The organism is Acinetobacter pittii ATCC 19004 = CIP 70.29 (assembly GCF_000369045.1).
In the GTDB taxonomy this organism is placed as follows: domain Bacteria; phylum Pseudomonadota; class Gammaproteobacteria; order Pseudomonadales; family Moraxellaceae; genus Acinetobacter; species Acinetobacter pittii.
Genome location: NZ_KB849789.1, coordinates 433,256 through 456,877 on the forward strand (window position 1 = coordinate 433,256; position 23,622 = coordinate 456,877).

The 23,622-nt window shown below is 37.6% G+C and carries 20 protein-coding genes and 2 tRNA genes; 10 read left to right on the top strand and 12 right to left on the bottom strand.

Annotated elements, in window-relative coordinates:
* The first annotated feature begins 113 nt into the window (after window positions 1–113).
* A complete protein-coding gene (gene noxB, locus F928_RS12470) occupies window positions 114–1,358 on the top strand; it encodes an NADH:flavin oxidoreductase/NADH oxidase family protein (protein ID WP_005075575.1) in 1,245 nt (414 codons plus the stop codon).
* 5 nt (window positions 1,359–1,363) lie between these two features.
* Here noxB and F928_RS12475 read toward each other — a convergent pair whose 3' ends face one another.
* From F928_RS12475 to pyrC, 5 genes are all read right to left on the bottom strand, one after another.
* The gene (locus tag F928_RS12475) at window positions 1,364–2,047 is read right to left on the bottom strand and encodes a glutathione binding-like protein (RefSeq protein WP_005075577.1); all 684 of its coding nucleotides are present in this window, start codon (window positions 2,045–2,047) and stop codon (window positions 1,364–1,366) included.
* 218 nt (window positions 2,048–2,265) lie between these two features.
* Window positions 2,266–4,380, bottom strand: coding sequence for a TonB-dependent siderophore receptor (gene fhuA, locus F928_RS12480; protein WP_005075579.1), 2,115 nt, complete (start codon window positions 4,378–4,380; stop codon window positions 2,266–2,268).
* A gap of 174 nt (window positions 4,381–4,554) precedes the next feature.
* A tRNA-Glu gene (locus F928_RS12485) sits at window positions 4,555–4,630 on the bottom strand.
* Between the two features lie 18 nt (window positions 4,631–4,648).
* Window positions 4,649–5,311 (bottom strand): ribonuclease T, encoded by a 663-nt coding sequence (rnt, locus tag F928_RS12490; protein ID WP_002117536.1) that lies wholly within the window; start codon window positions 5,309–5,311, stop codon window positions 4,649–4,651.
* The gene (pyrC, locus tag F928_RS12495) at window positions 5,296–6,330 is read right to left on the bottom strand and encodes a dihydroorotase (protein ID WP_005070491.1); all 1,035 of its coding nucleotides are present in this window, start codon (window positions 6,328–6,330) and stop codon (window positions 5,296–5,298) included. Before pyrC ends, rnt begins: the two co-directional genes overlap by 16 nt.
* A gap of 149 nt (window positions 6,331–6,479) precedes the next feature.
* Between pyrC and F928_RS12500 the strand changes: the two genes are divergently transcribed.
* Window positions 6,480–7,742 (top strand): GGDEF domain-containing protein, encoded by a 1,263-nt coding sequence (locus tag F928_RS12500; protein WP_005075583.1) that lies wholly within the window; start codon window positions 6,480–6,482, stop codon window positions 7,740–7,742.
* Between the two features lie 61 nt (window positions 7,743–7,803).
* Here F928_RS12500 and argG read toward each other — a convergent pair whose 3' ends face one another.
* The gene (gene argG / locus F928_RS12505) at window positions 7,804–9,162 is read right to left on the bottom strand and encodes an argininosuccinate synthase (RefSeq protein WP_014206117.1); all 1,359 of its coding nucleotides are present in this window, start codon (window positions 9,160–9,162) and stop codon (window positions 7,804–7,806) included.
* Between the two features lie 297 nt (window positions 9,163–9,459).
* On the opposite strand from argG, the gene F928_RS12510 reads away from it, so the two are divergent.
* The 3 genes from F928_RS12510 to F928_RS12520 all read left to right on the top strand — a co-directional run bounded on the left by F928_RS12510 (window position 9,460) and on the right by F928_RS12520 (window position 12,350).
* Entirely contained in the window at window positions 9,460–11,490 is a 2,031-nt protein-coding gene (locus F928_RS12510) for an NADPH-dependent 2,4-dienoyl-CoA reductase (protein ID WP_005075586.1), read from the top strand.
* A gap of 85 nt (window positions 11,491–11,575) precedes the next feature.
* A tRNA-Ser gene (locus F928_RS12515) sits at window positions 11,576–11,665 on the top strand.
* Window positions 11,666–12,032: 367 nt separating this feature from the next.
* Window positions 12,033–12,350 (top strand): hypothetical protein, encoded by a 318-nt coding sequence (locus F928_RS12520; protein WP_080632703.1) that lies wholly within the window; start codon window positions 12,033–12,035, stop codon window positions 12,348–12,350.
* Window positions 12,351–12,361: 11 nt separating this feature from the next.
* Here the strand turns inward: F928_RS12520 and F928_RS12525 are convergent, their stop codons facing one another.
* Both F928_RS12525 and F928_RS12530 read right to left on the bottom strand, forming a co-directional pair.
* Window positions 12,362–13,462, bottom strand: a complete 1,101-nt coding sequence (locus tag F928_RS12525) for a M48 family metallopeptidase (protein WP_005075591.1) — start codon at window positions 13,460–13,462, stop codon at window positions 12,362–12,364.
* A 20-nt stretch (window positions 13,463–13,482) separates the two neighbouring features.
* Complete coding sequence (locus F928_RS12530; RefSeq protein ID WP_005075593.1) at window positions 13,483–14,571, bottom strand: YjgN family protein; 1,089 nt, start codon at window positions 14,569–14,571, stop codon at window positions 13,483–13,485.
* A gap of 924 nt (window positions 14,572–15,495) precedes the next feature.
* Between F928_RS12530 and F928_RS12535 the strand changes: the two genes are divergently transcribed.
* Together F928_RS12535 and F928_RS12540 are read left to right on the top strand one after the other, a co-directional pair.
* Entirely contained in the window at window positions 15,496–16,050 is a 555-nt protein-coding gene (locus tag F928_RS12535; protein ID WP_005075596.1) for a TetR/AcrR family transcriptional regulator, read from the top strand.
* Between the two features lie 241 nt (window positions 16,051–16,291).
* Entirely contained in the window at window positions 16,292–17,215 is a 924-nt protein-coding gene (locus tag F928_RS12540) for a hypothetical protein (RefSeq protein WP_005075600.1), read from the top strand.
* Window positions 17,216–17,290: 75 nt separating this feature from the next.
* Here F928_RS12540 and F928_RS12545 read toward each other — a convergent pair whose 3' ends face one another.
* Window positions 17,291–17,761 carry a hypothetical protein gene (locus F928_RS12545; RefSeq protein ID WP_005075602.1) on the bottom strand — a complete coding sequence of 157 codons (471 nt, stop codon included), beginning with the start codon at window positions 17,759–17,761 and terminating at the stop codon, window positions 17,291–17,293.
* Between the two features lie 299 nt (window positions 17,762–18,060).
* Here F928_RS12545 and F928_RS12550 point away from each other — a divergent pair, with 299 nt between their 5' ends.
* The 3 genes from F928_RS12550 to F928_RS12560 are packed head-to-tail and all read left to right on the top strand — an operon-like array spanning window position 18,061 to window position 19,795.
* Window positions 18,061–18,732 carry a CsgG/HfaB family protein gene (locus F928_RS12550; protein WP_005075604.1) on the top strand — a complete coding sequence of 224 codons (672 nt, stop codon included), beginning with the start codon at window positions 18,061–18,063 and terminating at the stop codon, window positions 18,730–18,732.
* A gap of 17 nt (window positions 18,733–18,749) precedes the next feature.
* Window positions 18,750–19,118: a DUF4810 domain-containing protein gene (locus F928_RS12555; RefSeq protein ID WP_005070471.1), complete on the top strand. Its 369-nt coding sequence runs from the start codon at window positions 18,750–18,752 to the stop codon at window positions 19,116–19,118.
* Entirely contained in the window at window positions 19,115–19,795 is a 681-nt protein-coding gene (locus tag F928_RS12560; protein ID WP_005075606.1) for a DUF799 domain-containing protein, read from the top strand. Before F928_RS12555 ends, F928_RS12560 begins: the two co-directional genes overlap by 4 nt.
* Before the next feature lie 142 nt (window positions 19,796–19,937).
* Here F928_RS12560 and F928_RS12565 read toward each other — a convergent pair whose 3' ends face one another.
* From F928_RS12565 to puuB, 3 genes are all read right to left on the bottom strand, one after another.
* Window positions 19,938–20,297: a hypothetical protein gene (locus F928_RS12565; RefSeq protein WP_002120526.1), complete on the bottom strand. Its 360-nt coding sequence runs from the start codon at window positions 20,295–20,297 to the stop codon at window positions 19,938–19,940.
* Between the two features lie 365 nt (window positions 20,298–20,662).
* The gene (locus F928_RS12570) at window positions 20,663–22,021 is read right to left on the bottom strand and encodes an amino acid permease (RefSeq protein WP_080632687.1); all 1,359 of its coding nucleotides are present in this window, start codon (window positions 22,019–22,021) and stop codon (window positions 20,663–20,665) included.
* Between the two features lie 145 nt (window positions 22,022–22,166).
* A complete protein-coding gene (gene puuB, locus F928_RS12575; protein ID WP_005075612.1) occupies window positions 22,167–23,612 on the bottom strand; it encodes an NAD(P)/FAD-dependent oxidoreductase in 1,446 nt (481 codons plus the stop codon).
* Window positions 23,613–23,622: the final 10 nt, after the last annotated feature.

The window sequence follows — 23,622 nt, forward strand, 5'->3', positions numbered from 1 at the left end:
TTTTTTTTAAAATTGACATGTGCTATTGTCAGTTATCGATTATGACTTGACATGCCCAATAACTCATTTAAATTAGAGTAATTGCTCTAAAACTCAAAGAACAGAGGTTAACCATGAACCAGATTGCTCAACCCATCACAATTCGCAATACCACCTTTAAAAACCGAATTATTAAAGGTGCAATGAGTGAGGCACTTGCAAATTATGAAGGCCAACCAAATGACTTACATTTGGGTTTATATGGTGCATGGGCAAAAGGTGAGCTTGGCTGTGCGATTACTGGTAATGTCATGGTAAATGCCGGCGCAAAAAATGAACCGGGTGTTGTTGTTATTGAAACTGAACGTGATCTAGAGCGCTTAAAAGAATGGGCGGAATTAGGTAAAAAATATGGCATGGTGCAGTTGATTCAATTGTCACACCCAGGTCGTCAGTGTCCAAAAGGCTTAAATAAAGAAACCGTAGCGCCATCAGCGGTACCTTTTAGTCCAGCTTTAGCAACCATGTTTGGAACGCCACGTGAATTAACTCATGATGAAATTCTAGATATTATTAAACGTTTTGCGACTGCAGCTCAAATCTGTGAAAAGGCAGGTTTTGAAGGAGTGCAATTACATGGTGCACATGGTTATTTAATTAGTCAGTTTTTATCGCCATTAACCAATAAGCGCACAGATCAATGGGGCGGTTCAGTTGAAAATCGTACTCGTTTTTTACTAGAAGTTTATAAAGCGGTACGTGAGGCGACTTCAGATAATTTTATCATTTCAGTGAAGCTTAACTCGGCTGACTTCCAGCGTGGCGGTATTAGCGAAGAAGATGTAATTTCAGTATTTAAAGCAGTGGATGAAGCTGGTATCGATTTAATTGAAATTTCAGGCGGTACTTACGAGGCACCAGCAATGGCTGGGGCTAAGGCCGACAAACGTAAAGCAAGCACGATTGCTCGTGAAGCATACTTTTTAGATTTTGCTGAAAAAATCCGTCAGCATGTTAAGTGTAAGCTTATGGTGACAGGCGGTTTCCGTACCGTAGAGGGCATGAACGCTGCGCTTGAAAGTGGTGCATGTGACTTTATTGGTATTGCTCGTCCATTTGCAGTAGAAACTGATTTAACAGAGCGTTTAATTGCAGGGCAAGATGTTCGCTATGCAGTAAAACCAATTAAAACAGGCTTACCATTTGTCGATAAAATGGCAATTATGGAAATTATTTGGTATGCCGCTCAATTTAAAACCATTGGCAAGGGTAAAAAACCAAATCCAAAACTTTCACCACTAGTGGTATTTTTAAATTATGCCAAAGGCAATATTAAAGCGGTGATTCAAGGACAAGTAAATTCACGTAAGTCTGCATAATTTCATTACCATGCAGTCGTCCAGTAAGCGTTAAATATAGAAGCAGACCATTGGCCTTTAATTAAAGCATTGTTAAAGGCAGGTCTGTTTTCTATTTGGGCAAGATAACGGTGTATATGTTTAAACTGGCTGTAATTTTGTGAGCAAGCCAGTAATGGAAACCACATCAAAATATCAGCAGTAGTAAACTGATCTCCAGCAAACCATAAATAATGCTCTAAATGTTCATCAATCATTTTCATTTGTCGTTGTAATGATTGATTGAGATAGCCTTGATCGAATCCATATTTTAAAAGTTTAGGAATGAAACGGATTGGAAAAGGTGTACGCTTTACAATTTGGTGAAAGATTTGTTTCAGTACCAAATCGGGAATGAATGTCGCCTCGCAATAATTTTTCCAATAATAAAAATTTTGAAGCTGTTGGCTTGATAGGTTGTTCGGTCCCAATTGTGGGTGTAAATGAGATAGGTAATCTAGGATTGCTGAGGTTTCCGCCAAAATTGAAATTTGTTCCTGTTCAATAATTTCGATAGTTGGAAATTTTGATAATTGATGAGGTGAGTTTTTATCTTTGTCTATGCCTGAATGATCTTTAATAATGAGTTCATAGTTGAGTCCTAATTCTTCTAAAAACCAAATAATGCGTTGAGAGCGAGAGTTTTTTAAGTGAAATAATCGAATTTGCATGTCATCCTCAAATTATAGTTTTGATCTATGTTTAGTATAGAACATCATTTACTTCTAAAAAATATTAATAAATCAATAAATTATATTTTTATATAAGAGCAACTGAATAAAAAGCCACTACCTTAAAATGCAGTGGCTTTTAAGTGTTTGATAGCCCTAGCCAGATTCTAACTTAGGTTATCACTGTGAAATGGCTTTCTAGCAGGTGTATTTATAGTTTAGAACGTATAGCTCATACCCAATTGAACAGTACGTGATTCACCTGGATACGCATATAGATTGAAAGCGCTTTCATCATATACTTTGTCAAAAAGATTTTTCAGATCTAAGTTAAGACGAAGTTTTGGCGTTGCCTGATAATAAGAAACTAAATCTGTAACTGCGTAACCTTTCATGGTGTAAGTACTATTGGCTGTTTGTCCTGCACGCTTATCAATATATTTTTGATTAATTCCTAGACCTAAGCCTTGTAAAGGGCCATCTTGAAATTCATAGATATTTAAAAGATTAAAACTGTTCTTTGGAATATTGGCTAAAGCCGTTCCTTTTTTTAGAGTGTTGTCTTTGCTGACTTCTGCATCTGTATAAGCATATCCGCCAATAATTTTCCAAGCTGGAGTAATTTGTCCTGCGATGTTTAGCTCAATGCCTTGGCTGCGAACTTCACCAGCAGCAACTTTATAGGCTGAATCTACAGGATCTAGGGTTAAGACATTTTCTTTTTTTGCGTAAAAAATAGCAGAGTCAACCGACAACATATTGTCGAGTGCTTGCCATTTAAAGCCTAACTCGTAAGCCATGCCTTCTTCTGGGTCAAAACCTTCTCCATTACGGCTAGCACCAGTGTTAGGTTTAAAAGATTTCGCAGCATTGCTATAGATTGAAAGGTTATCACGCGCTTTAAAAACTAAACCTAAACGTGGAATAAATGCGTCATGACTGGTATTCCAGTTTGCAGTATTTGGTAATAGGTTTTTGTAATCATGTTCGTAGTGCTCAAAACGCAAGCCCAGCAGTGCACTTAAACGCTCATTTAAATCGATTTGATCTTGTACAAAAAGAGCAGTTGTTTTTAAATTTTCACGGTCATGGGTCGTAATGTTTTTAAGCTCAGGTAGAGGTTGACCTAAAACTGGATCATAAATATTGATCGGGTAGTTATTTGACTTAGCATCTGAACGAATAATATATGATTTATAATCATAGTTTTCATATTCAAGCCCAGTCACTAAAGTATGAGCTAGACCTAAAAGCTGGAAATTGCCTGTAAGGTTAATTTGGGCATCGGTATCTTGCCATTTTAATTCGCGGTAGTTGTAATTTCGGTTTAAAGTTTCTCCGTCATCTTGAATGCCATTTGCCTCTACCGCATAGCCATGCAATTTGCCATTTAAATATTGCACACCAGCATTTAGCTTCCAGTCATTCCCAAGGTCGTGCTCGACTCGTAATTGAGTCATATTGTTATCATTGTAGAGTCGGTTGTTGTATTTACCTGTTTCCCACAAATAGGTTTCGGGTGAACTATTAAAAGACTTCTGGCCTGCATAACGTGTTTGGCCACGATCAAGTGGATGTTGATTTCGTAAAATATCCGCTTCAAAAGTAACTTTTGTTGCGTCAGAAGCTTGCCATTGAATGACTGGTGCAATTCCATATCGTTTGGACTCGACATGATCGCGATAACTATCACCGCCTTCTGCAATCACATTTAGGCGATAACCAATATTTTCTGTATTAGGGATAGTACCTGTGGTATCTACCGTAGTGCGATATAAACCTTCACTACTGAGCTGAGCACCTAAAGTGGTTTGTTGCTCAGACTTCGGTGTTTTAGAAATTAAGTTAAACGTACCACCTGGGTCACCACGGCCATATAAGCTAGAAGAGGGTCCACGTAAAACGTCTACACGTTCAATAGTGTTGCTATCTGGAGCATTTGGATAGCCACGGTTAATCGGAAATCCATTGCGATAAAACTCACCGCTAGTGAAACCACGAAGATTAAAGCCTGTTAAGCCTTGGCCGCCAAAGTTATTAGCGCGAGTCACACCGCCAGCTAAATCAAGCGCTTCGATTAAACGTGTCGCGCCAATATCTTCGATTACTTTTTGAGTCACTACACTGACAGATTGTGGCGTATCTTTTAATGCGACTTCACTACGTGTTGCGCTAGTTGAGCTATCGACTTTATAAGCTTGGTCGGCAGCTTGTTGGGCTTTAATCTTAATGGTAGCGAGTGTTGTTGAGGAATTATGGGTTTCTGCAAAAGTAGTTGATATACAGCACAGTTGAGCAATGGTCAGGGAGAGGAGGCGAAGCTTAAGATCCATTTAAAACCTTGTTGATAATAAATATCAGTATAGAAATAAGAATTATTATATTGTAAATCTATGTAAAGGAAATACTGGATCGGTGATATATATGTACAAGTGTATTTTATTGGGAAATACAGAAAATTAGAAATATAAAAATAAAATAGAAAGAAATTTTATAAGAAGAGAATATGGCGTCCCTACGGGGATTCGAACCCCGGTTACCGCCGTGAAAGGGCGATGTCCTAGGCCTCTAGACGATAGGGACGTTGAGGATGGCGGTATCTTAAGAAGCCGCCACCAAACTGTCAAGGAGGTAAGGTGACAGTTTGTTCAAAATATAGCAAAACAGTTCAGCAGTCTTCTGAGTATCGTACAAAGCAGAGTGTGCTTCTTTGCCATCGAACTCAATTCCAGCTTGAATACAGGCTTTAGCAAGCACAGTTTGTCCAAACATAACAGCACTTAAAGTAACCGTATCCATCACTGAAAAGCTATGAAATGGGTTTTGGTTTTTTGTGCTTGTACGCGCAATTGCTGCTTGTACAAAACCAAGGTCAAAATGCGCATTGTGGCCTACTAAGACTGCATGGGTACAATGTTGCTGTTTACGGACTTCATTCACCGATTTAAAAATACGGCGTAATGCAGTGCGCTCATCTTCAGCCATTGCAATACGCATTGGATTGAATGGATCAATACCAATAAAGTCTAGCGAACGACGATCGAGATTAGCCCCTTCAAACGGGTTAATATGTGCATGAAATGCTGGACCAGGGACAAATTGTCCCTGAGCATCATATACAATTGGAATGCACGCAATTTCTAGCAATGCATCTGTCTGGGCATTAAAACCTGCCGTTTCAACGTCAACAACAACAGGTAAGAAGCCACGAAAACGTTGGCCAATGACCGGGACAGAGGTTTCTTGTGTCACACTTTTCTCCATTGCAGCGTTTTCCCGGCATGCAGCGGGATAATTTTTTGATCATCTAAATAATCAAAAGATTCTGGAACGAGGTTATCTTCTTTTACCAAAGTAATGGTAGAAGTATTACGTGGTAGGCCGTAGAAGTCTGCGCCAAAGTGGCTAGCAAAACCTTCTAAACGTTCTAGTTTACCTACTTGATCAAATGCTTGAGCATAAAGTTCAATTGCATTAGGCGCACTATAACAGCCTGCACAACCACACGCATTTTCTTTTGCATTTTGCGAGTGAGGAGCACTATCTGTACCCAAGAAAAATTTAGGGTTACCGCTCGTTGCAACTTCAAGCAAAGTGGTCTGGTGAGTTTGACGCTTTAAAATTGGTAAGCAATAGAAATGCGGTTTAATGCCACCAACCAACATATCATTACGATTAAATAATAAATGCTGAGGTGTAATCGTTGCAGCCACATTGCGGTCTTGTTCTAAAACAAAGTGTGCAGCATCGCTTGTTGTGATGTGCTCAAGTACAACTTTAAGTTTTGGAAACTGTTTTAATAACGGTGATAAAACTTCATCTAAGAAGCGTTTTTCACGGTCAAAAATATCAACGTGGTTATGAGTCACTTCACCATGAAGTAATAACGGAACTTGATGCTCTTCTAGTTGCTCAATGACTGCATAAACTTTACGGATGTCACTTACTCCGTTATCAGAGTTGGTGGTCGCACCTGCTGGGTAAAGTTTAATAGCATTTACATGTCCAGATTCTTTAATTTTACGAACTTCGTCTGGTGAGGTGAAATCAGTAAAATAAAGCACCATACGCGGGTCAAAGTTAAGACCCTCTGGAACATGAGCAAGAATACGTTCACGGTAAGCCAATGCTTCTTCCACAGTTTTTACAGGTGGAACAAGGTTTGGCATACAGATCGCACGAGCAAATTGTTTGGCCAAATCAGGTACAGTACGTTTTAATGCTAAACCATCACGTAAATGTGCATGCCAGTCATCTGGCTGGAGCAAGGTAATAGAGTCCAAGGCAGTTCAAACTTCGAAATAAAACAAATGATAATCGATAAAGTGTGAAAATGGTAACGAGAATTACGGACAAATGGCAAAATAAAGCGTCAGAGGCCTTAAAAAATAATGTTATATTTTGTTAATGTGTGAGAGGCAGGAATCAAGTAGTGGCAAATAGGGGAAATGTACATGAATTACTCAAAGCAAAAGAAGAAATAGAATATTTAGTAACTCTACATACCCATCGTTATGCCAATATACCTCTGCCACATCAATTAGAAAAAAAATTCTGGTGTCTAAATCTTGAGCGAACTAAACAGAATATCTCAAAATTTTTAGCAAGTGGCGTTTTAACCTATCTCATTTTCATATTGCTGGCTCTACCTACAGACTATTTGGTCATAGGCGTGCCTTATATTACTTGGGATTTTATTTACTGTTTACTTAGTGCAATTAATATTGCTTGTGCACTGCTTTTATTTTGGGTTTTTGCAAAGTTTAAAAAACTCACTGAATATTTTTATATCGCTGCATGTGGCATTGTATTTTTGACCATCATTATCAATGCAATGTTGCTCCTTAGTGTAGGAAATGTCGCTCTTAAAAACCAGTCGATGTTACTACTTTCCTTCTTATATATGCTGGGGTTTATTTTAAGCGGAATAAAGCCTCTACATATGCTTTATGTAGGTTTAACAGCAGCCTTTTGTGTTTTTTCCCTACTGATTTTATGGCAAGCGAATTGTGATTTTATTGCTTTGGGAAGAGCGCTGTTTGGAAGTTGTATTTTAGGTTTTTCAATTAGTACGATGCTTACCTCAAGAGAAAGAAGCCTTTTTTTAAATAATCAGCTTGCTGAGCTTAACGAACAGATTTTACGTATTGAGGCATCTGAATTGCTTCATTTAAGCCAGCAGGATGCACTGACGAATATCTCAAATCGACGTACTTTTGATGAGATGTTCGACTTTTTTTACTATCGTGCAAAGCAAGAAAAGCGTCCATTGGCTGTTTTGTTTATTGATATCGATTTTTTTAAAAATTATAACGATTTTTATGGACACCAAATGGGGGATAAAGTCATCTCATCTATTGCCGCTGCAATTAAAAATTCGATTCGGCATGTTGATTTTGTTGCCCGTTATGGTGGAGAAGAGTTTGTCGTGCTGTTACCGAAAACACCTGCTCAAGGCGCCTATGCCGTTGCTGCAAATATTTATAAAGCGATTGAGCGACAAGCGATTCCTCATGCAGCATCTTTAGTCTCTAAGCATGTCACGATTAGTTTAGGTTTTACTGTTTATACAGAAGGTTTTAAAGTAAATCAGGAAAAATTAATTCACGCTGCGGATCAAGCTTTATATCGGGCTAAGCAGCTTGGACGTAACCAGATTTATTATCAACCTTTGGAAGTAGCAGAACTTGTTTGAGCACAAATATTTGAAATAAAAAAGCCACCTGTGTCGGTGGCCTTTTTATTAAGTAAGAAAATTATTTTTTCTTGCTATCGAGTTGTGGCACAGCAGAACCTTGACCGATTGAAAGCAAACCAGCATCTGTATAGATACCAAGTTTTGCACGTGTATCGGTAATGTCGAGGTTACGCATAGTCAACTGACCAATACGGTCCATTGGCGTAAACATTGAATCGCCTTTTTCCATTGTTAAACGTTCAGCTTCGTACGTTAAGTTTGGAGATTCAGTGTTCATGATGGTGTAGTCATTACCACGACGAAGCTCAAGAGTTACTTCACCAGTAATCGCTTTAGCAACCCAACGCTGTGCAGTTTCACGCAACATAAGTGCTTGAGAATCGAACCAGCGGCCTTGGTAAAGTAAACGACCTAAACGTAAACCGTTAATGCGGTATTGTTCGATCGTATCTTCGTTATGAATACCCGTAACCAAACGCTCATAAGCAATATGAAGAAGGGCCATCCCCGGTGCTTCATAAATACCACGAGATTTCGCTTCGATAATACGGTTTTCGATTTGGTCAGACATACCTAAACCATGACGACCACCAATACGGTTTGCTTCAAGAATAAGCTCAACCGGATTGTCAAAAGTTTGACCGTTTAATGCAACAGGTACACCTTCTTCAAAACGTACAGTCACTTCTTCTGGAGTAATTTCAACTTCATCTTTCCAGAAAGCAACGCCCATAATTGGGTCAACGATTTTGATACCAGCATTTAGGTATTCAAGATCTTTTGCTTCGTGAGTCGCACCCAACATATTTGAGTCAGTCGAGTACGCTTTTTCTTTTGACATTTTGTAGTCAAAACCGTTGTCGATCAGGAACTGTGACATTTCTGCACGGCCACCGAGCTCATCGATGAAGTTTTGATCTAACCAAGGCTTATAAATTTTAAGATTCGGGTTAGTCAACAAACCATAACGATAAAAACGTTCAATATCGTTACCTTTATAAGTTGAACCGTCACCCCAGATGTTTACGTCATCTTCTTTCATTGCGGTAACTAGCATTGTACCTGTTACTGCACGACCGAGTGGAGTCGTATTGAAATAAGGAACACCACCTGTACTGATATGGAATGCACCACACTGAATCGCAGCAATACCTTCAAGCGCAAGTTGTAAGCGGCAGTCAATTAAGCGAGCTTTTACAGCGCCGTATTGTTCTGCTTTCTTTGGAATTGCATCGTAGTCATCTTCATCAGGCTGACCTAAGTTTGCAGTATATGCATAAGGTTCTGCGCCTTTTTGTTTCATCCACAATAAGGCAGCTGAAGTGTCTAGGCCTCCGGAGAAGGCAATCCCAACTTTTTTGCCTACTGGTACATGCTGCAAGATAGTTGCATTATCAGTCATTGCTAATCCTAACATTTATGAAAAAGACCCCATATAGGCGGTCTTGAGAATTCTGAATGGCGGCTATTGTAGCACTATTCATGGTGCTTTTTTTCGCAAAAAAAGCATTAATTCACTTGTTCTGATTCGAAGTTTTAATTTGATAAAAAATATAAGGCTATTTATAGAATAAGAAGAAGTGAATGAAGTATTGTTCTTAAATAAATGGATTGACCATAAGCTCCGATAAATTTCTTTGTGTGGTCATCCAAAATTATCAAAAAAGTATTAAAGTACTATGCAACAAGTTGCAAAAAATTATTGGGACGCAGCATGACAAGTTACGCCAATTTATTAAAACCATTACATTTAGGCTTTACCACCATTAAAAACCGTGTGGTGATGGGATCCATGCATACGGGGCTTGAAGATCGTTTTTACAATTATCCAAAACTGGCAGCTTATTTTGAAGAGCGTGCAAAAGGTGGGGTTGGCCTGATTGTGACTGGGGGGATTTCTCCAAACCGTCAAGGTTGGCTACTACCCATGGGTGGAACCATGAATGGTTTAACCGATATTCCACAGCACCGTCTGGTTACACATGCTGTGCATAAGCATGGTTCAAAAATTTTAATGCAAATTTTGCATGCTGGCCGTTATGGTTATCAACCTTTTGCAGTGTCTTCTAGTCCGATCAAATCGCCAATTTCACCATTTAAACCGCGTCAGCTTTCTGAAAAAAATATTTTAAGTACGATTGATGACTATGCACATTGTGCTGACATTGCCAAAAAAGCGGGCTATGACGGCGTTGAAATTATGGGCTCTGAAGGTTATCTCATTAACCAGTTTTTAAGTCGCCACGTGAACCAGCGTACTGACCGTTGGGGGGGTGAAATTGAAAACCGTATGCGCTTTCCAGTCGAGATTGTTAAAGCGATTCGTGCCAAAGTCGGTGAGAAATTTATTATCTGTTTCCGCTTGTCTTTACTCGATTTAGTCCATGACGGTAACACCATGCAAGAGGTGGTGACTGTAGCCAAAGCTTTAGAAAAAGCAGGGGTGACTTTATTAAATACCGGCATTGGCTGGCATGAAGCTCGTGTGCCGACCATTGTAACATCTGTGCCTCGTGCAGCTTTTGTCGACTACACTGCTCATGTAAAACAACATATTTCTATTCCGATTATTGCGTCAAACCGTATTAACATGCCTGAAACTGCCGAAGAAATTTTGGCAACTGGCAAAGCAGATATGGTTCAAATGGCACGTCCTTTATTGGCCGATGCATTTTGGGTAAATAAAACTGCGACTAACCGCGTTGATGAAATTAATACCTGTATTGCATGTAACCAAGCCTGTTTAGACCATGCTTTTAAAAATAAGCGTGTATCTTGTTTGGTTAACCCTCGTGCAGGCCATGAAACTGAACTGGTCTATTTAAAGACTAAACAGCCTAAGCGCATAGCAGTTGTGGGTGGTGGTGTAGCGGGAATGTCGGCGGCAACTGTTGCGGCAAGCCGTGGCCATGCAGTGACGCTGTTTGAGGCAACTTCGGATGTAGGTGGTCAATTTAACTTTGCCAAAGTTGTACCAGGCAAAGAAGAATTTCACGAGACGATCCGCTACTTTAAAGTCCAACTCGAAAAAACAGGGGTGGACATACGTTTAAATACTCGCGTAAATCGTGAACAACTTGAACGTGAAGGTTTTGATGAAGTAATTGTTGCAACTGGTGTAATCCCTCGCGCATTAAAAATTGAAGGAAGTGACGCACCACAAGTCCTTTCGTATGCTCAAGTTTTGAAAGGGGCAGAAGTCGGGCAAAAAGTTGCAGTGATTGGTGCGGGTGGTATTGGTTTTGACGTGTCAGAATTTTTACTTAAACCGCCACATCAACCACAGCCTCAACCTTTGGCAGATTGGCAACGTGAATGGGGTGTAGACCCAGATCCGAATTATGTTTCTGAAGGTGGTATGCAGCCGCCAGAAGTTGAACCGGCAATTCGTGAAATTTATTTACTACAACGTAAAACAACACCACTTGGTATTGGTCTTGGCAAGACTTCGGGTTGGGTACACCGTGCACAGCTTAAAAAGCATGGTGTGCGTATGCTGCGTGGTGTGCAATATAAAGCAGTCACTGATGAAGGACTTTGGATTGAGCACAATGGTCAAGACCAACTTTTACGTGTAGACACAGTTGTAGTGTGTGCAGGTCAAGAGTCGGTAAAAGACTTGATGCCAAAAGAAGGTGAGTCGACTATAGCGAACTACCATATTATTGGTGGTGCAAAGCTCGCAGCAGAGCTAGATGCGAAGCGTGCGATCAAAGAAGGAGCAGAATTGGCTGCGCAACTGTAAAATTGATGAAACAATATGCACTTGAACACAAAGCGATGATATTTTTCTTGAATAAAATGAATAAGCTTTGTATTCTTACGCACATGGAAGCGTGGCAGAGCGGTTTAATGCACCGGTCTTGAAAACCGACGAGGGTGTGAGTCCTCCGTGAGTTCGAATCTCACCGCTTCCGCCAAATTCGAAAAGCCCCTGTTAATAGCAGGGGCTTTTTTTATATCTATTATTTTATCCCTCATCTTACCCTCCATAAAAATTTGGATTGTGTTAGACAGATTTTGATTTCAGTTTAATTTTATATTGTGTAGTTAATCGCACCCTCATAATGGTCAATATCTTGTAATTGTTTGATGAATTCTTTCGGGGCAACTATTGCTGCTATATGTATAATTATGGGTAGAATAGCTCCTTATAATACTAATCCCTTTGCATCACTAACTTGCAAAGTAAAATTGACTGATATGTACCAAATTTAAATTAAGAGATATGGATAATTCATGAATTTAATAAATCACAGTAGTAAGTTCTTTTTTGCAATTTTTCTTATGATGAATCTTTCAAATACATATGCAGCAAAAATACAGGCTGTAGATGCTGAAGTACAAGAGAGTGCTGTAGATGTAATGGAAGCTGCTGGAGCAGAAGCTGTAGGTGGGCAAGAGGATATATGCCGTGCTGACGAGGCATGTGATGTTGCATCTGCTGTTTCTGAGGATGAAATTTATGGTGGCATTCAACAGGAATATGTCGTAAAAGGCTGCAAGGTAACAATCTACAATGATGGGCCTGTGAAAATGGTCAATGTAAAGACGGATCAACCATGTGATGCTCCACTTCCTAAAGACCATAAATTTTCTAGATAGACTTTGTGAGCCTATAAATTATTTTGTGCGCCTTTCTGTTTTTTCTCAAAATCATGAACCATTCGAATACGCTCTTCGGTTGCAGGATGAGAGGATAAAGTATCAAGAACAGCTGTAGATAATTTATTAGCTGAAGATTCTTCTTGAGAAGTTGCTGGGTTGGCCTGATTCTTTTTATCGATACCTTCTTCTGTTGTATCGCTTAAACGTTGTAAGAAATTTGCAAAGTGTGAGACTTCGATATGCTTCCTATCCATCAGCTGTAAAGCATATAGATCGGCTTCGGACTCAAATTTACGTGAGTAATTTGCACCAATCATAGCGGCAGGTAAGGACGTAAATAAGTCTGAATTATCTCCTGTCATTGCAATGTATAATATACTTAGGCCTAAACTCGTTAACCCTTGTTGCAAACTATGGCGATAAACCAAATGACCTTGTTCATGGGCTAATACGCCTAAGATTTCCTGATTCGTATGTGCCAATTTGATCAGTTCATCTGTGACGATAATCGTATTATTGGGTAGCGCTACAGCATTTGCCCCTAACTGATCGCCTTTACGGAAGACTAATTTAGCTGGTTTGTTTTCAGCAACAGTATTCAAATACTGTTTAGTAATTTGGTCTTTTTGAGTTTGTGCTAATTGGCTGGGTGCAGTCCAATTATTTAATACATAATTCTCGGCTTCATCACCTAGTTTCTTTAAAGTATTCTCAGGTAATTGAAAAGCAAGATAATGGGACGTTGCTGGAACACCCCATTTGACTAGACTGATCGCAAAAGTAATCACAAAAATTACACTAAAAAGAATAAGACCCGGAGAGCGTTCAAATTTCCAGATCGAATGTTGAACCTTTTTAGTTGTGTAATTAAACCATTCTGGTAATGCGCTATGAAACTCAATTCGTGCATCATCAGATAATTCAATTACTGGGTGTAACTGTCCCAGCGCACCAATCAATTTCATATCAGTATATTGATAATGACGCTGAAGTTCTAATTGTTCACCATACCGAATTAGAACCTCAGATTCAGATTGAGCTGAAATCTGAGCAGGGTATGGTTTAGACACTAGGCCATCATAGAAAGTGATATCTACTGCGTGGGACATAAATTATTAAACTCAAATTATTATAAAGAGATGTCGATATCAAAAATATCACTGATTTCTTCAGCTAAAGCACTTTGCTCTTGTTGAGCTAGATTCATCATTTGATTTGGATCATCTAATAAAATTAAACTCATCGATTCAATCTGATATTTGTGAATACGAACTGCAGCCCAAGCAGACATTAAGCCTATGGTTAAGATTTTTACTATCCAGTTCGATGCTACAATCCATGCAAAACGCCATTGGTTACAGTCTGTTTTAAATTGACTGTTCCCAATTGTAGTATTGTTCCATGTCGTAATAAAAATACGAGCAGCAATTAATGGATAAATAAATAATCCAATAAATGCATATACCGTAAATATTCCGAAGAATATAGCGTTCGGTGAGAACCCAGAAACTGTTCCTGCCATAGCAAAGTAAATGATTGAAAAAATAGCAATTATACCAATTGCAATAAAAACTGGTATATAAACTGCAGCCATATATGCAGACCATTTCGCGTTTAATTTAAAATTTAATTGTCCAGCATATAAGTTGTTAAGATAATATTTTTTATATAGCCAAATAGCTACAGGTGTAAAGATTCCTAATGTGAAAATATATACCAATATACTTAAAAGAAAGACTTTATAAGATTCTTTTATCGTTCCACCAAAATAAAAACGTGCGTTGCCGAACTTACTATTTCTTGCCGTAAAACGTAAAGTAGCGCGAATTAGCCAAGGTACTGCTGCATATAATGCAACTAGTCCAACCACAGTCGCAATCATTGAATACTGTGATGAAATTGCAAATACGACGTAAATTCCTAATGCAATTAAACGTCCAATCAAAATCTTGGTTGGAATGCCTGTAAAATCAAAGCGACGTTCAAAAAATTCTGTATTGCCATAGAAATAGCGTAAGCGACGAACTTTAGCCCAAGGCGCATAGAAACTTAAAGTAATAATAGTCAAAAGAATATTAACGATCCATATTCCAAAATATTCTGAGGCATTCCCATGAAACTTAAAATGATGAATTCCTGAGTGTGAAATTGGTGGAGTTGTAATATTTTGATCCTCATTTACATCTTGAGGAAGAGAGGTTAAAGCTTGGTCTTGCATTTTATTCTCTTTATTGAAAATATATGATCTTGATTGAATGTAATAGATAATTAGAAAACTATTGAGAATATTATATGTTTTTTATAAATTGAAATAAATAGAATGAAAAGCAAACAACTATTTTTACCATTATATTCTTATTGAGTTGTTTCGAGCAGAAAGCTTATCGCGAGAAGTATAAATAATAGGTTTAAAGGCATCGGTGACTTATTGTGATTGTAAATTTAGTAGTAATTCTAAGAAAAACTTTCTACATCATTAATTTCATCATTTACCATTTTTATATTCTCATCTTACCTGTTAAAACTAATATATCTATATAAATTTCAATCCCGTTATAAACCCCAATTTAACAATAACTCATTCATTATTTATCCTTACTTTTTAATGATCTAATTTAAAACAAATGTCGTTTTGTGTGCTTGACTGCAATAGGGTAGAGCACTATCCTTTGCCTGCTGGCCACATTGCCAGCCGGCTTTGACAGGCCGCGCTCAAGAACATTGAAAAAACTCGTTTTTTTGATGTAGACCCGTTCGTCTCCCTTTTTGTAGCGGTAGGACGGAAGGGGGACACCTTCGGGTGTGCTGGGTCTTGAGCCAGTCTGTCAACCCTCTTTCGTTCTGCCACCATAATTTCTATTAATGTCTGGCAGAACTCCCAAAATCAGGAGTTGGCTATGCACATCCATTATTTCTTGGTACTCAGTGCCAAAAGCTATAACGACACCACTTAAAAATTTACAGCAGCTTGAATGCCATAAGGTTTTTCAGGCTTTAGTCATTTTTACTTAAAACTTAGCAAAACAAAACTTGAGATGTGCCAAGCACCGTCTTACGGCTTTGCTGTGCCTTTTTTTCTCCCAAAAAGGGCACAGGCTTTTTATCTCATTTAGACACAACAAGAATTTATAACGGTAAAACTATGCCAACTTTAGAAATATCTTCCAAAAAATTACAGGTTGTTCAAACCGCTATCCAACTTTTTACCACGCATGGATTTCATAATGCAGGCGTAGACCTGATTATTAAAAAATCCAAAATTCAAAAAGCGACGTTTTATAACTACTTTCACTCGAAAGAACGCCTTGTTGAAATGTGCCTAATCTTTCAAAAAAGCCGACTCAAAGAAGAAGTACTGGCAATTGTCTACTCACACCGCTACCCAACCGCAGCCGATAAACTCAAAGAAATTGTCCGTTTACATGTCGATTTAAACAGTTTTTACTTTTTGCTATTTAAGGCCATTTTTGAATTAAAACTGCTTTACCCAAGGGCTTACCGCATGGCGATTGAATATAGAAAATGGCTACTTAAAGAACTTTTTGATTTGATATTTAGTCTAGAAAGTCGTGGCTTAAAAGCTGATGCAAACATGATTTTATTTATGATTGATGGCGCAATCATCCAACTTTTAGATCCTAATAAAGCGGAGAAAAGGGAGAAGTTGTTGGATTACTTTTTAAATGTTTTGAGATAATTGAGTGAGGGGATGGGTAAGGAAAAATACCCTAAGTGCGTACTTTCCTTACTTTAAAAATAAATTAAACCTGAAGTTAAGTTTTATTCAGATTATTTAAGTAATTTTCTTAGAGTGTAAGAGGTTAAATGTAGTTTAATAAACTTTGTTTTCTCATGGCGTTATAGTGCTATTTCTTAAATAAGTTGGCACTTACTAGAAGTTTATCCAATCTTACGCTTAAATAAAATATACAATCTTAATGATTTATTTTATGAAATTTAATAACTATAATTTAAAAAATTTGTTTAATAGCAATGATATCATTATGTCAAAATTAGAAGTAAAAGCTGAAAACCATAAAATATTTGTTTTTAAGAAAATATTTGAATTTGATTCAGCAAAGCAACAAGCTGAAAAGAAGAAGGTTAATGCTTTTGGAATGTTAGCAAAATTTAACTTTTTAAAACGTCCTACGGAAGAAACAGTACATTTAAAAAATCATATATTACGTTATGAACCATTTTGGTTTGTCTCAAGCGAGCGTAACCTTAATTACGATTGTGTTGTGACTTATTCTATTCCTGTACATAATTCACATGCGAAGCAAATTCAGGTTTATGAAGATCCTGAACAAAAAAATTATCCTGTTACACGTCAACAGGATAAAGGCAAAATAGAATTGCAAATGAAAGAAGTTTGTAGCAGAAAAATAGAATTTTCAAATTACTTTGATGGCTTGCAACGTGAGCTTAAATCATCTCATTTAGCGGAATATATTAGAAAGTTTGAACTTTCTGAGGTAGATAAAGTCGAAGTTGATAATGTACTTCAACCATTACTATCTCTTGACTCTATTACTAGCATTGTCAGATCGGAACTACAAAATCAAAAAGTTCATGCAACTAATATTATTGAAGATTCAGAGGAAATAACTCAACTGTACCTATATTTTCGTCCAGTTTATGCATTTGAATATATTTGGTCTAATGCAGATAAAGTTGGCGTTATTGAGGTTGATGGACTTACAGGAGAAGTTATTGAACAAGGAAGTTGGTTCCGAAATACTTTTGATCAAGCTTTTACGAAAGAGAATTTAGTAGAACTTTCGGCAGAGTTAGCTAGTACGGTTGTTCCGGGTGGAGGAACTTTGGTAAAAGTCGCATCAAAGGCGATTCCTCTTTAATATAGCTTATAGCTGTTCGATTCTTCTAGCCAAACTTACTAGTTTGGCTTTTTATTTTTAGAATTTAACTTCGATTTATTGGGATTCATCTAAATCGCGTTCGCGGCATGATAATTCATAGTAATTACCTTTGGGTAATGAACGGATTTTAAATCCATAGTAATCACTGTCTTTTTCTATAGGAGAGATTTTGCATTGATTAGTTTTTGCAAAATGTTCAATTAATTTCAAATTAGAGATTTGTTTAAATACCGCGCCCCAACCTTCACTAACGCAACAGCCCACATATTCAGACATATATTCATCTGAGATTAATACAACATTTTGTCCCATAAATTGATAACGCTTTTTCAGTTTGTATATATCATTATAATCTGCCCTTGAAATAGTTGCTTTCTTTGCTATAAAGCCTTGTTTTTTGAGTATTTCAAACTTTAAAAAATCTTTAGTACCAGTACCTAGTCCGCGGTAAATTGAACTATTGTCTTCAGCAAAAGTATATGAGCTAAGAACACTTACTAAACTTAAAAATAATATTTTTTTCATTTTAACTTTCAGAAGTTGTATTAGGGCATAATTGTTTTATATCTTCTTTAAAGCGTAAAGTAAGTAGCTGATTTTTATATCATAGATAGATTTTTCTATACCACGGCAAACCATAATTAATTTACTAATAATAGGTTTCATATAATTAACTATCTATAGAATAAATTTTTTGCTTCTTTAAAAATTATTTAAACGAATTAAGTAAATTTTTTATTAGAGTCCTAATTTATTCGCTTATTTGATAGTCTTTTTGTATATAATATGTATTCTTTGTATTTATTTATCTTTATAGAGTAAACATGAAAAAAATATTAATCATTACTACTTTGAGTTCTTTCGGTTTAATTGCTTGTTCAACTACTGAAACTTCAAGAACGATACAAAGTCCACAAGTCACTGCTGCTACTGCTACAACAAAATATACCGGAGTAAAAACTCCTATTTCTATTGGTAAGTTTGATAATCGCTCTAGTTATATGAGAGGCGTTTTCTCTGATAATGTTGATCGTTTAGGTGGGCAAGCGAAAACTATTCTTGAAACACATTTACAGCAAACTGGCTATTTTTCAGTTTTAAACCGTGACAATCTATCAGAAATTAAACAAGAAGTAGGTTATAGCAATACTGCTCAATCTATTAAAGGTGCTCGTTATGTCATCACAGGTGACGTATCTGAGTTTGGTCGCAAAGAAGTAGGTGATCAACAGTTATTTGGTATTTTAGGACGTGGTAAACAACAAGTTGCTTATGCCAAAGTTAATTTAAATATTGTTGATGTAAAAACATCTGAAGTCGTGCATTCGGTACAAGGTGCTGGTGAATATGCATTAGGCGCACGTGAAGTTTTAGGCTTTGGTACTACAGCTTCTTACGATTCTACGTTAAATGGTAAAGTACTCGACTTAGCTGTTCGTGAAGCAGTTAATAATCTTGTAACAGATATTCAAAATAACCGTTGGTCAATTCAATAATTTTGGATATGTGTTAAATGAAAAAAATTCTTTTAAGCAGTTTTCTTGCTATGGGATTGGTTGGGTGTGCAGCTGGTCCTCAACCTTTATATAATTGGGGAACTTATACTCATCAAACCTATTTGATGTATAACTCACCTGAGAAAGCGACACCAAGTACGCAAATCACAAAATTAGAAGCTGAAATTGAGAAAACTAAAGGCAAGGGCTTAGCCGTTCCGCCAGGTTTATATGCGCATTTAGGATTATTGTATTTACAAGAAAATAATTCTCAAAAAGCAATTGAGTATTTCCAGCTTGAACGACAAGTATATCCAGAATCTACAGTTTTAATGGATCGCTTATTGCAAAAAATGAATGCTAATGGTGGGAATGCAAAATCATGATGAAGAAATTTCTAATTGCCGGTTTGGTTTTCTCTAGCCTTGCATTTACTGGATGTGCCGTTACTCCACCACCTAATAAAGATATTACAGCTTATAAAGCTCATATGCCAAAATCGATTTTGGTATTGCCTCCAGTCAATGATTCGCCTGATGTAAAAGCGACTTATAGTTATTGGCCTACTGTGGTGGCACCTGTGGCAGAAGCTGGTTATTACGTTTTCCCAATCTCTGTCGTAGACAATATGTTTAAAGAGAATGGGGTTACTAATGGCAGTGATGCTCAGTCTATTGCACCCCAGAAATTACAAGAGATTTTTGGTGCAGACGCAGCTTTATATATTCGAATTAAAGAATATGGTTCTAAATACCAAGTGATTCAGAGTGTCGCGACAGTAAGTGCTGATGCAAAGCTTGTTGATTTAAAAACTGGAGATGTGATTTGGACAGGTGAGAAAAAACTTGTTCAAGCAAGTAATGATGGTAATGCTGGTTTAATCGGAATGGTCGTCGGTGCTTTAGTTGAACAGATTGCTGGCAGCTTTACTGATCGGGCTTATCCATTAGCGAGTATGGTAAATACTCAACTTTTTACCCCGACGACTTATAATCCGGGTATGGGGTTGTTATATGGTCCACGTTCACCAAAGTATCAACAAGATGGTGTAGTAGCTAAGTAAATTAAAGTTTTACTTTAAAAATAGGCTGCTATCTAGATTAATTATATGAAATGCTAGATAAAAATTTATTATTCCAGATGGTTTATAAATTTTTTGATTAGGTAGGAGAGCTAGAGCAACTAGTTCTCCTATTTAATTTAAATTACTTCTTTTGCTTAAAACGGTATTTACATTTTAAACAGCGATAATCTTGAAAAATATTCTTGTCGATTATTACGCCAGCTTTCTTACCAAAAATATTACCAACTACACCACCAGTAATTCCTGCACTAATGGCACCAACAAAAGTCCCTACAGTTCCGCCAACAATTACACCTAAAGGACCAGCAACAGTACCAATAGCTGCTCCAACAGTAGCACCAGTTGCAGCACCACCTACAGTGCCTGCCGTTGTACCAGCAGCTGTGAGTAAAACACCGCCAGTTGTTCTAAGTAATTTGTCATGGTCACGTGCTTCAATTTCTGTAGAACCACACTTAGGACATTGCAGAGCTTTTTCCATAAAATTTCCTGTCTTTCATCATTGAGTGACACAGTTGAGGGCTAAATCAGTAAAGTGGGTAAAGAACCTGTCTTGCGATGCAGTATCTTTTGCCTATTGAGTGATCGTAACGATAAACTGGTCTGTTTTGATTTTAGCTGAACATTGACACAAATATTTATAGATCATGTAAACACTTGTACTTTAATAATTATCTCATTAAATACCAATGTTTAGAATGACTAAGGTTTACATATTCATGTGTCTAGCAGAGAGAAATTCAATAATGATGAATAGAATGTGAAGGGTTTTTCTGAAGTTACTTAGGGTGACAAGCTGGTAAATGATAAAAGGCTTATCCTATTTGAATAAGCCTTCTTTGAATATTAGAGAGCTTTTTTCCAACTCAAAAATTTATATAATCCAAACATGAAAGTAATCCAGATTGGAATTAAAATCACCGATTTTTCAAATCCTTGAGTCCACATGATGTATAAAATCATGCCAATAAAAATTAAAACAATATAGTTACTCAAGGGTGAAAATAGAGCAGGGAATTTGGCAACTTTATTTTCAAGCTTCATGGCGTGTTTAAACTTTAAATGAGTAAAGCTAATAATTGCCCAGTTTAAAACCAGTGCAGCTACAGCCATGTACATGAGATAGCTTAAAGCTTCTTCTGGGATAAAATAGTTCAGTAATACACAACCAAAAATCAGAATAGAAGAAAAGATAACAGCAGGTGTTGGAACCCCTTGTTTGCTGACTTTTGTAAAAATTTTGGATGCGTGGCCCTGTACTGCTAGGCCATATAACATACGGCTGTTTGCATACATACCGCTGTTATAAACTGATAAGGCAGCCGTCAAGATAATAAAGTTAAGCAAATGTGCTGCCCAGCCAATCCCAAGTTGGCTAAAAATCATCACAAATGGACTTTTATCTAAACCACCGAGGTCAAGCTGATTCCACGGAATGAGTGACATGATGATAGCAAGCGAAGCTACATAGAAGATCAAGATTCGAAAGATGACTTGGTTAATGGCTTGTGGAATGCTTTTTTCTGGATTTTCGGCTTCAGCGGCAGTCATCCCAATCAGTTCAATACCGCCAAATGCAAACATTAAAAAGGCAAGCATATAAAATAGGCCTGAGAACCCATGCGGGAAAAATCCGCCATGCTGCCATAAGTTTGCAAAGCTAGCGATAGAGTCACTACCCGCGGTAAGCAATAAATATAAGCCAAACACGATCATGGCAATGACCGCCGCAACTTTAATAATAGCTAACCAAAACTCAGATTCGCCATAAAATTTAACGTTGCCTAAGTTCAAACATGTGACCAAAACAAAGAAAAATAAGGCTGATATCCAAGCAGGAATGTGGGGCCACCAGTAATGCACATATTTAGCAACGGCTGTCAGTTCGGTCATCGCGACCAGAATATAAACAACCCAATAGTTCCAGCCCGATAAAAAACCGGGGAATTTCCCCCAATATTTTTGTGCAAAGTAACTAAAGGAACCAACCACAGGTTCTTCTACGATCATTTCACCCATTTGGCGCATAATTAAAAATGCGACCAAACCGACAATGGCATAACCTAAAATAATAGAAGGACCAGCAGACTGGATGACTTGTGCAGAGCCTAAAAATAAACCTGTCCCGACAGCACCACCCATAGCGATCAACTGGATATGGCGATTTTTAAGTCCGCGTTTTAATTGGGAAGATGAATTGCTCAAAATATATGCGCTGAATAAAAAAGCTGGCGCTATTGTAATAGATTGGTTAGGGATAACCTAGTTTGAAAAAGATTTTACTCGGCTAAATAAAAAGGATCCGTACAAAGCTATACGGATCCCTTTTTGAAATCGGTTATTTTATAAATTAGAAAGATACCATTTTGCCCGGATTAATCATTGCACCGATGCCATACATGCTTTTAGCGAGTGGAATAACAACGGGAGCAAGGGTACGACCAAAAATAATATTTTGATGATCAATTTTAGATAACATTTCGAAGTCGTTAGATTGCCCAACAAAGTCATTTGCAATGGCTTTACCAATGCGTACCGTCTGAGCAACGCCGTGACCACTCCAACCATGAACAGCATAAATCGGGAACTTATTACCAAACTTACGGCTATCGACTGCACCATTTACGGTTAAATCAGTTGTTCCACTCCAGACAAAATCCATCTCTAGATTTTTAATTTGAGGGAAAACTGTATGAATTCGATGCTCTAGATAATTTAATGTTTTCTCTGGTCCCCAGCATGTTCCTGTGCCTTGGCCACCAAACAATAAGCGGTTATTAAACACAGGGCGGTAGTAATCAATCTGGAACTGAGTGTCATAAACAGGATGCCCAAACGGTAAAATCTCTTTCGTATCAAACTCGAGCGGGGCAGTCGTCGCAACATAGGTATAAAACGGAATAGTAGTATTGTTTTGCTCTGATAAAAGTTTAAACGAAGCATGGTGTACTGCTAACACTACAGATTTTTTAGCTTTTACGACAGCATTTGCTGTTTGAACATAAATACCATCTGCTTTTTCTTCTATTGAAATAACTTCTGTTTGTTCATAGACAGTACCGCCATTTTGGCAAAAGCCATAAATTAAGCCACGGTTCAAAGCTAAAGGATGGATTTGTCCACCTAACTCATCAATTAAACCACCCGTATAGTAGTCTGATTTAATATAGTCCATGAGTTCATGTTTACCCACAATGCGGGTATGGTCTTCACCTAAATATTTTCGTGCATCGGCGCCTTGTGTTAAACCGACTAAATGTCCTTCATGAACGGCAGCAGTAATATGACCGTATTTTCGGTCAAAGTTAAGCTGGTATTTTTCCGAAATGTCATCAATCAGTTGCATCGCTTCTGTAGAGGTAAAATGCCAAAGTTTTTTGGCATCTTCGTAGCTCAAGCGATCGGCCATTTCTTGGGCTTCCCAGCGAGCTAAACCAGGGGTGAGTTGTCCGCCATTGCGTCCAGAAGCTGCGCTACCTACACGGTTTTTTTCTAATAAAACAGTCTCTACACCTTGTTCAGCTAAATGTAAGGCCGTAGATGAACCTAATAAACCACCACCAATAACAACCACATCACACTCAATATCAGCTTTTAAGCTGTCAAAGGTATGCCAATCAGAAAGTGAGCTTTCATAGTAGTTGGCTGGATTATCTACCGAAGTGCTATTAACCGTGGATGTATCAAATTTTGCATGTTTTGGATTTAACCAGCTCCACTCTTTGCCTACCTGTAGAGATTTACTTGGTTTATATTCCACGTCTTTTAAAAGTTGAGGTTTAGAAATAATTTTCATAATAAAGTTC

What these genes read in the sequence shown, in the direction of transcription:
- noxB (WP_005075575.1), top strand. Translation starts at nt 114, where the DNA reads ATGAACCAGATTGCTCAACCCATCACAATTCGCAATACCACCTTTAAA.
- F928_RS12475 (WP_005075577.1), bottom strand. Translation starts at nt 2,047, where the DNA reads ATGCAAATTCGATTATTTCACTTAAAAAACTCTCGCTCTCAACGCATT.
- fhuA (WP_005075579.1), bottom strand. Translation starts at nt 4,380, where the DNA reads ATGGATCTTAAGCTTCGCCTCCTCTCCCTGACCATTGCTCAACTGTGC.
- rnt (WP_002117536.1), bottom strand. Translation starts at nt 5,311, where the DNA reads ATGGAGAAAAGTGTGACACAAGAAACCTCTGTCCCGGTCATTGGCCAA.
- argG (WP_014206117.1), bottom strand. Translation starts at nt 9,162, where the DNA reads ATGTTAGGATTAGCAATGACTGATAATGCAACTATCTTGCAGCATGTA.
- F928_RS12510 (WP_005075586.1), top strand. Translation starts at nt 9,460, where the DNA reads ATGACAAGTTACGCCAATTTATTAAAACCATTACATTTAGGCTTTACC.
- F928_RS12520 (WP_080632703.1), top strand. Translation starts at nt 12,033, where the DNA reads ATGATGAATCTTTCAAATACATATGCAGCAAAAATACAGGCTGTAGAT.
- F928_RS12525 (WP_005075591.1), bottom strand. Translation starts at nt 13,462, where the DNA reads ATGTCCCACGCAGTAGATATCACTTTCTATGATGGCCTAGTGTCTAAA.
- F928_RS12530 (WP_005075593.1), bottom strand. Translation starts at nt 14,571, where the DNA reads ATGCAAGACCAAGCTTTAACCTCTCTTCCTCAAGATGTAAATGAGGAT.
- F928_RS12535 (WP_005075596.1), top strand. Translation starts at nt 15,496, where the DNA reads ATGCCAACTTTAGAAATATCTTCCAAAAAATTACAGGTTGTTCAAACC.
- F928_RS12540 (WP_005075600.1), top strand. Translation starts at nt 16,292, where the DNA reads ATGATTTATTTTATGAAATTTAATAACTATAATTTAAAAAATTTGTTT.
- F928_RS12545 (WP_005075602.1), bottom strand. Translation starts at nt 17,761, where the DNA reads ATGAAAAAAATATTATTTTTAAGTTTAGTAAGTGTTCTTAGCTCATAT.
- F928_RS12550 (WP_005075604.1), top strand. Translation starts at nt 18,061, where the DNA reads ATGAAAAAAATATTAATCATTACTACTTTGAGTTCTTTCGGTTTAATT.
- F928_RS12555 (WP_005070471.1), top strand. Translation starts at nt 18,750, where the DNA reads ATGAAAAAAATTCTTTTAAGCAGTTTTCTTGCTATGGGATTGGTTGGG.
- F928_RS12560 (WP_005075606.1), top strand. Translation starts at nt 19,115, where the DNA reads ATGATGAAGAAATTTCTAATTGCCGGTTTGGTTTTCTCTAGCCTTGCA.
- F928_RS12565 (WP_002120526.1), bottom strand. Translation starts at nt 20,297, where the DNA reads ATGGAAAAAGCTCTGCAATGTCCTAAGTGTGGTTCTACAGAAATTGAA.
- puuB (WP_005075612.1), bottom strand. Translation starts at nt 23,612, where the DNA reads ATGAAAATTATTTCTAAACCTCAACTTTTAAAAGACGTGGAATATAAA.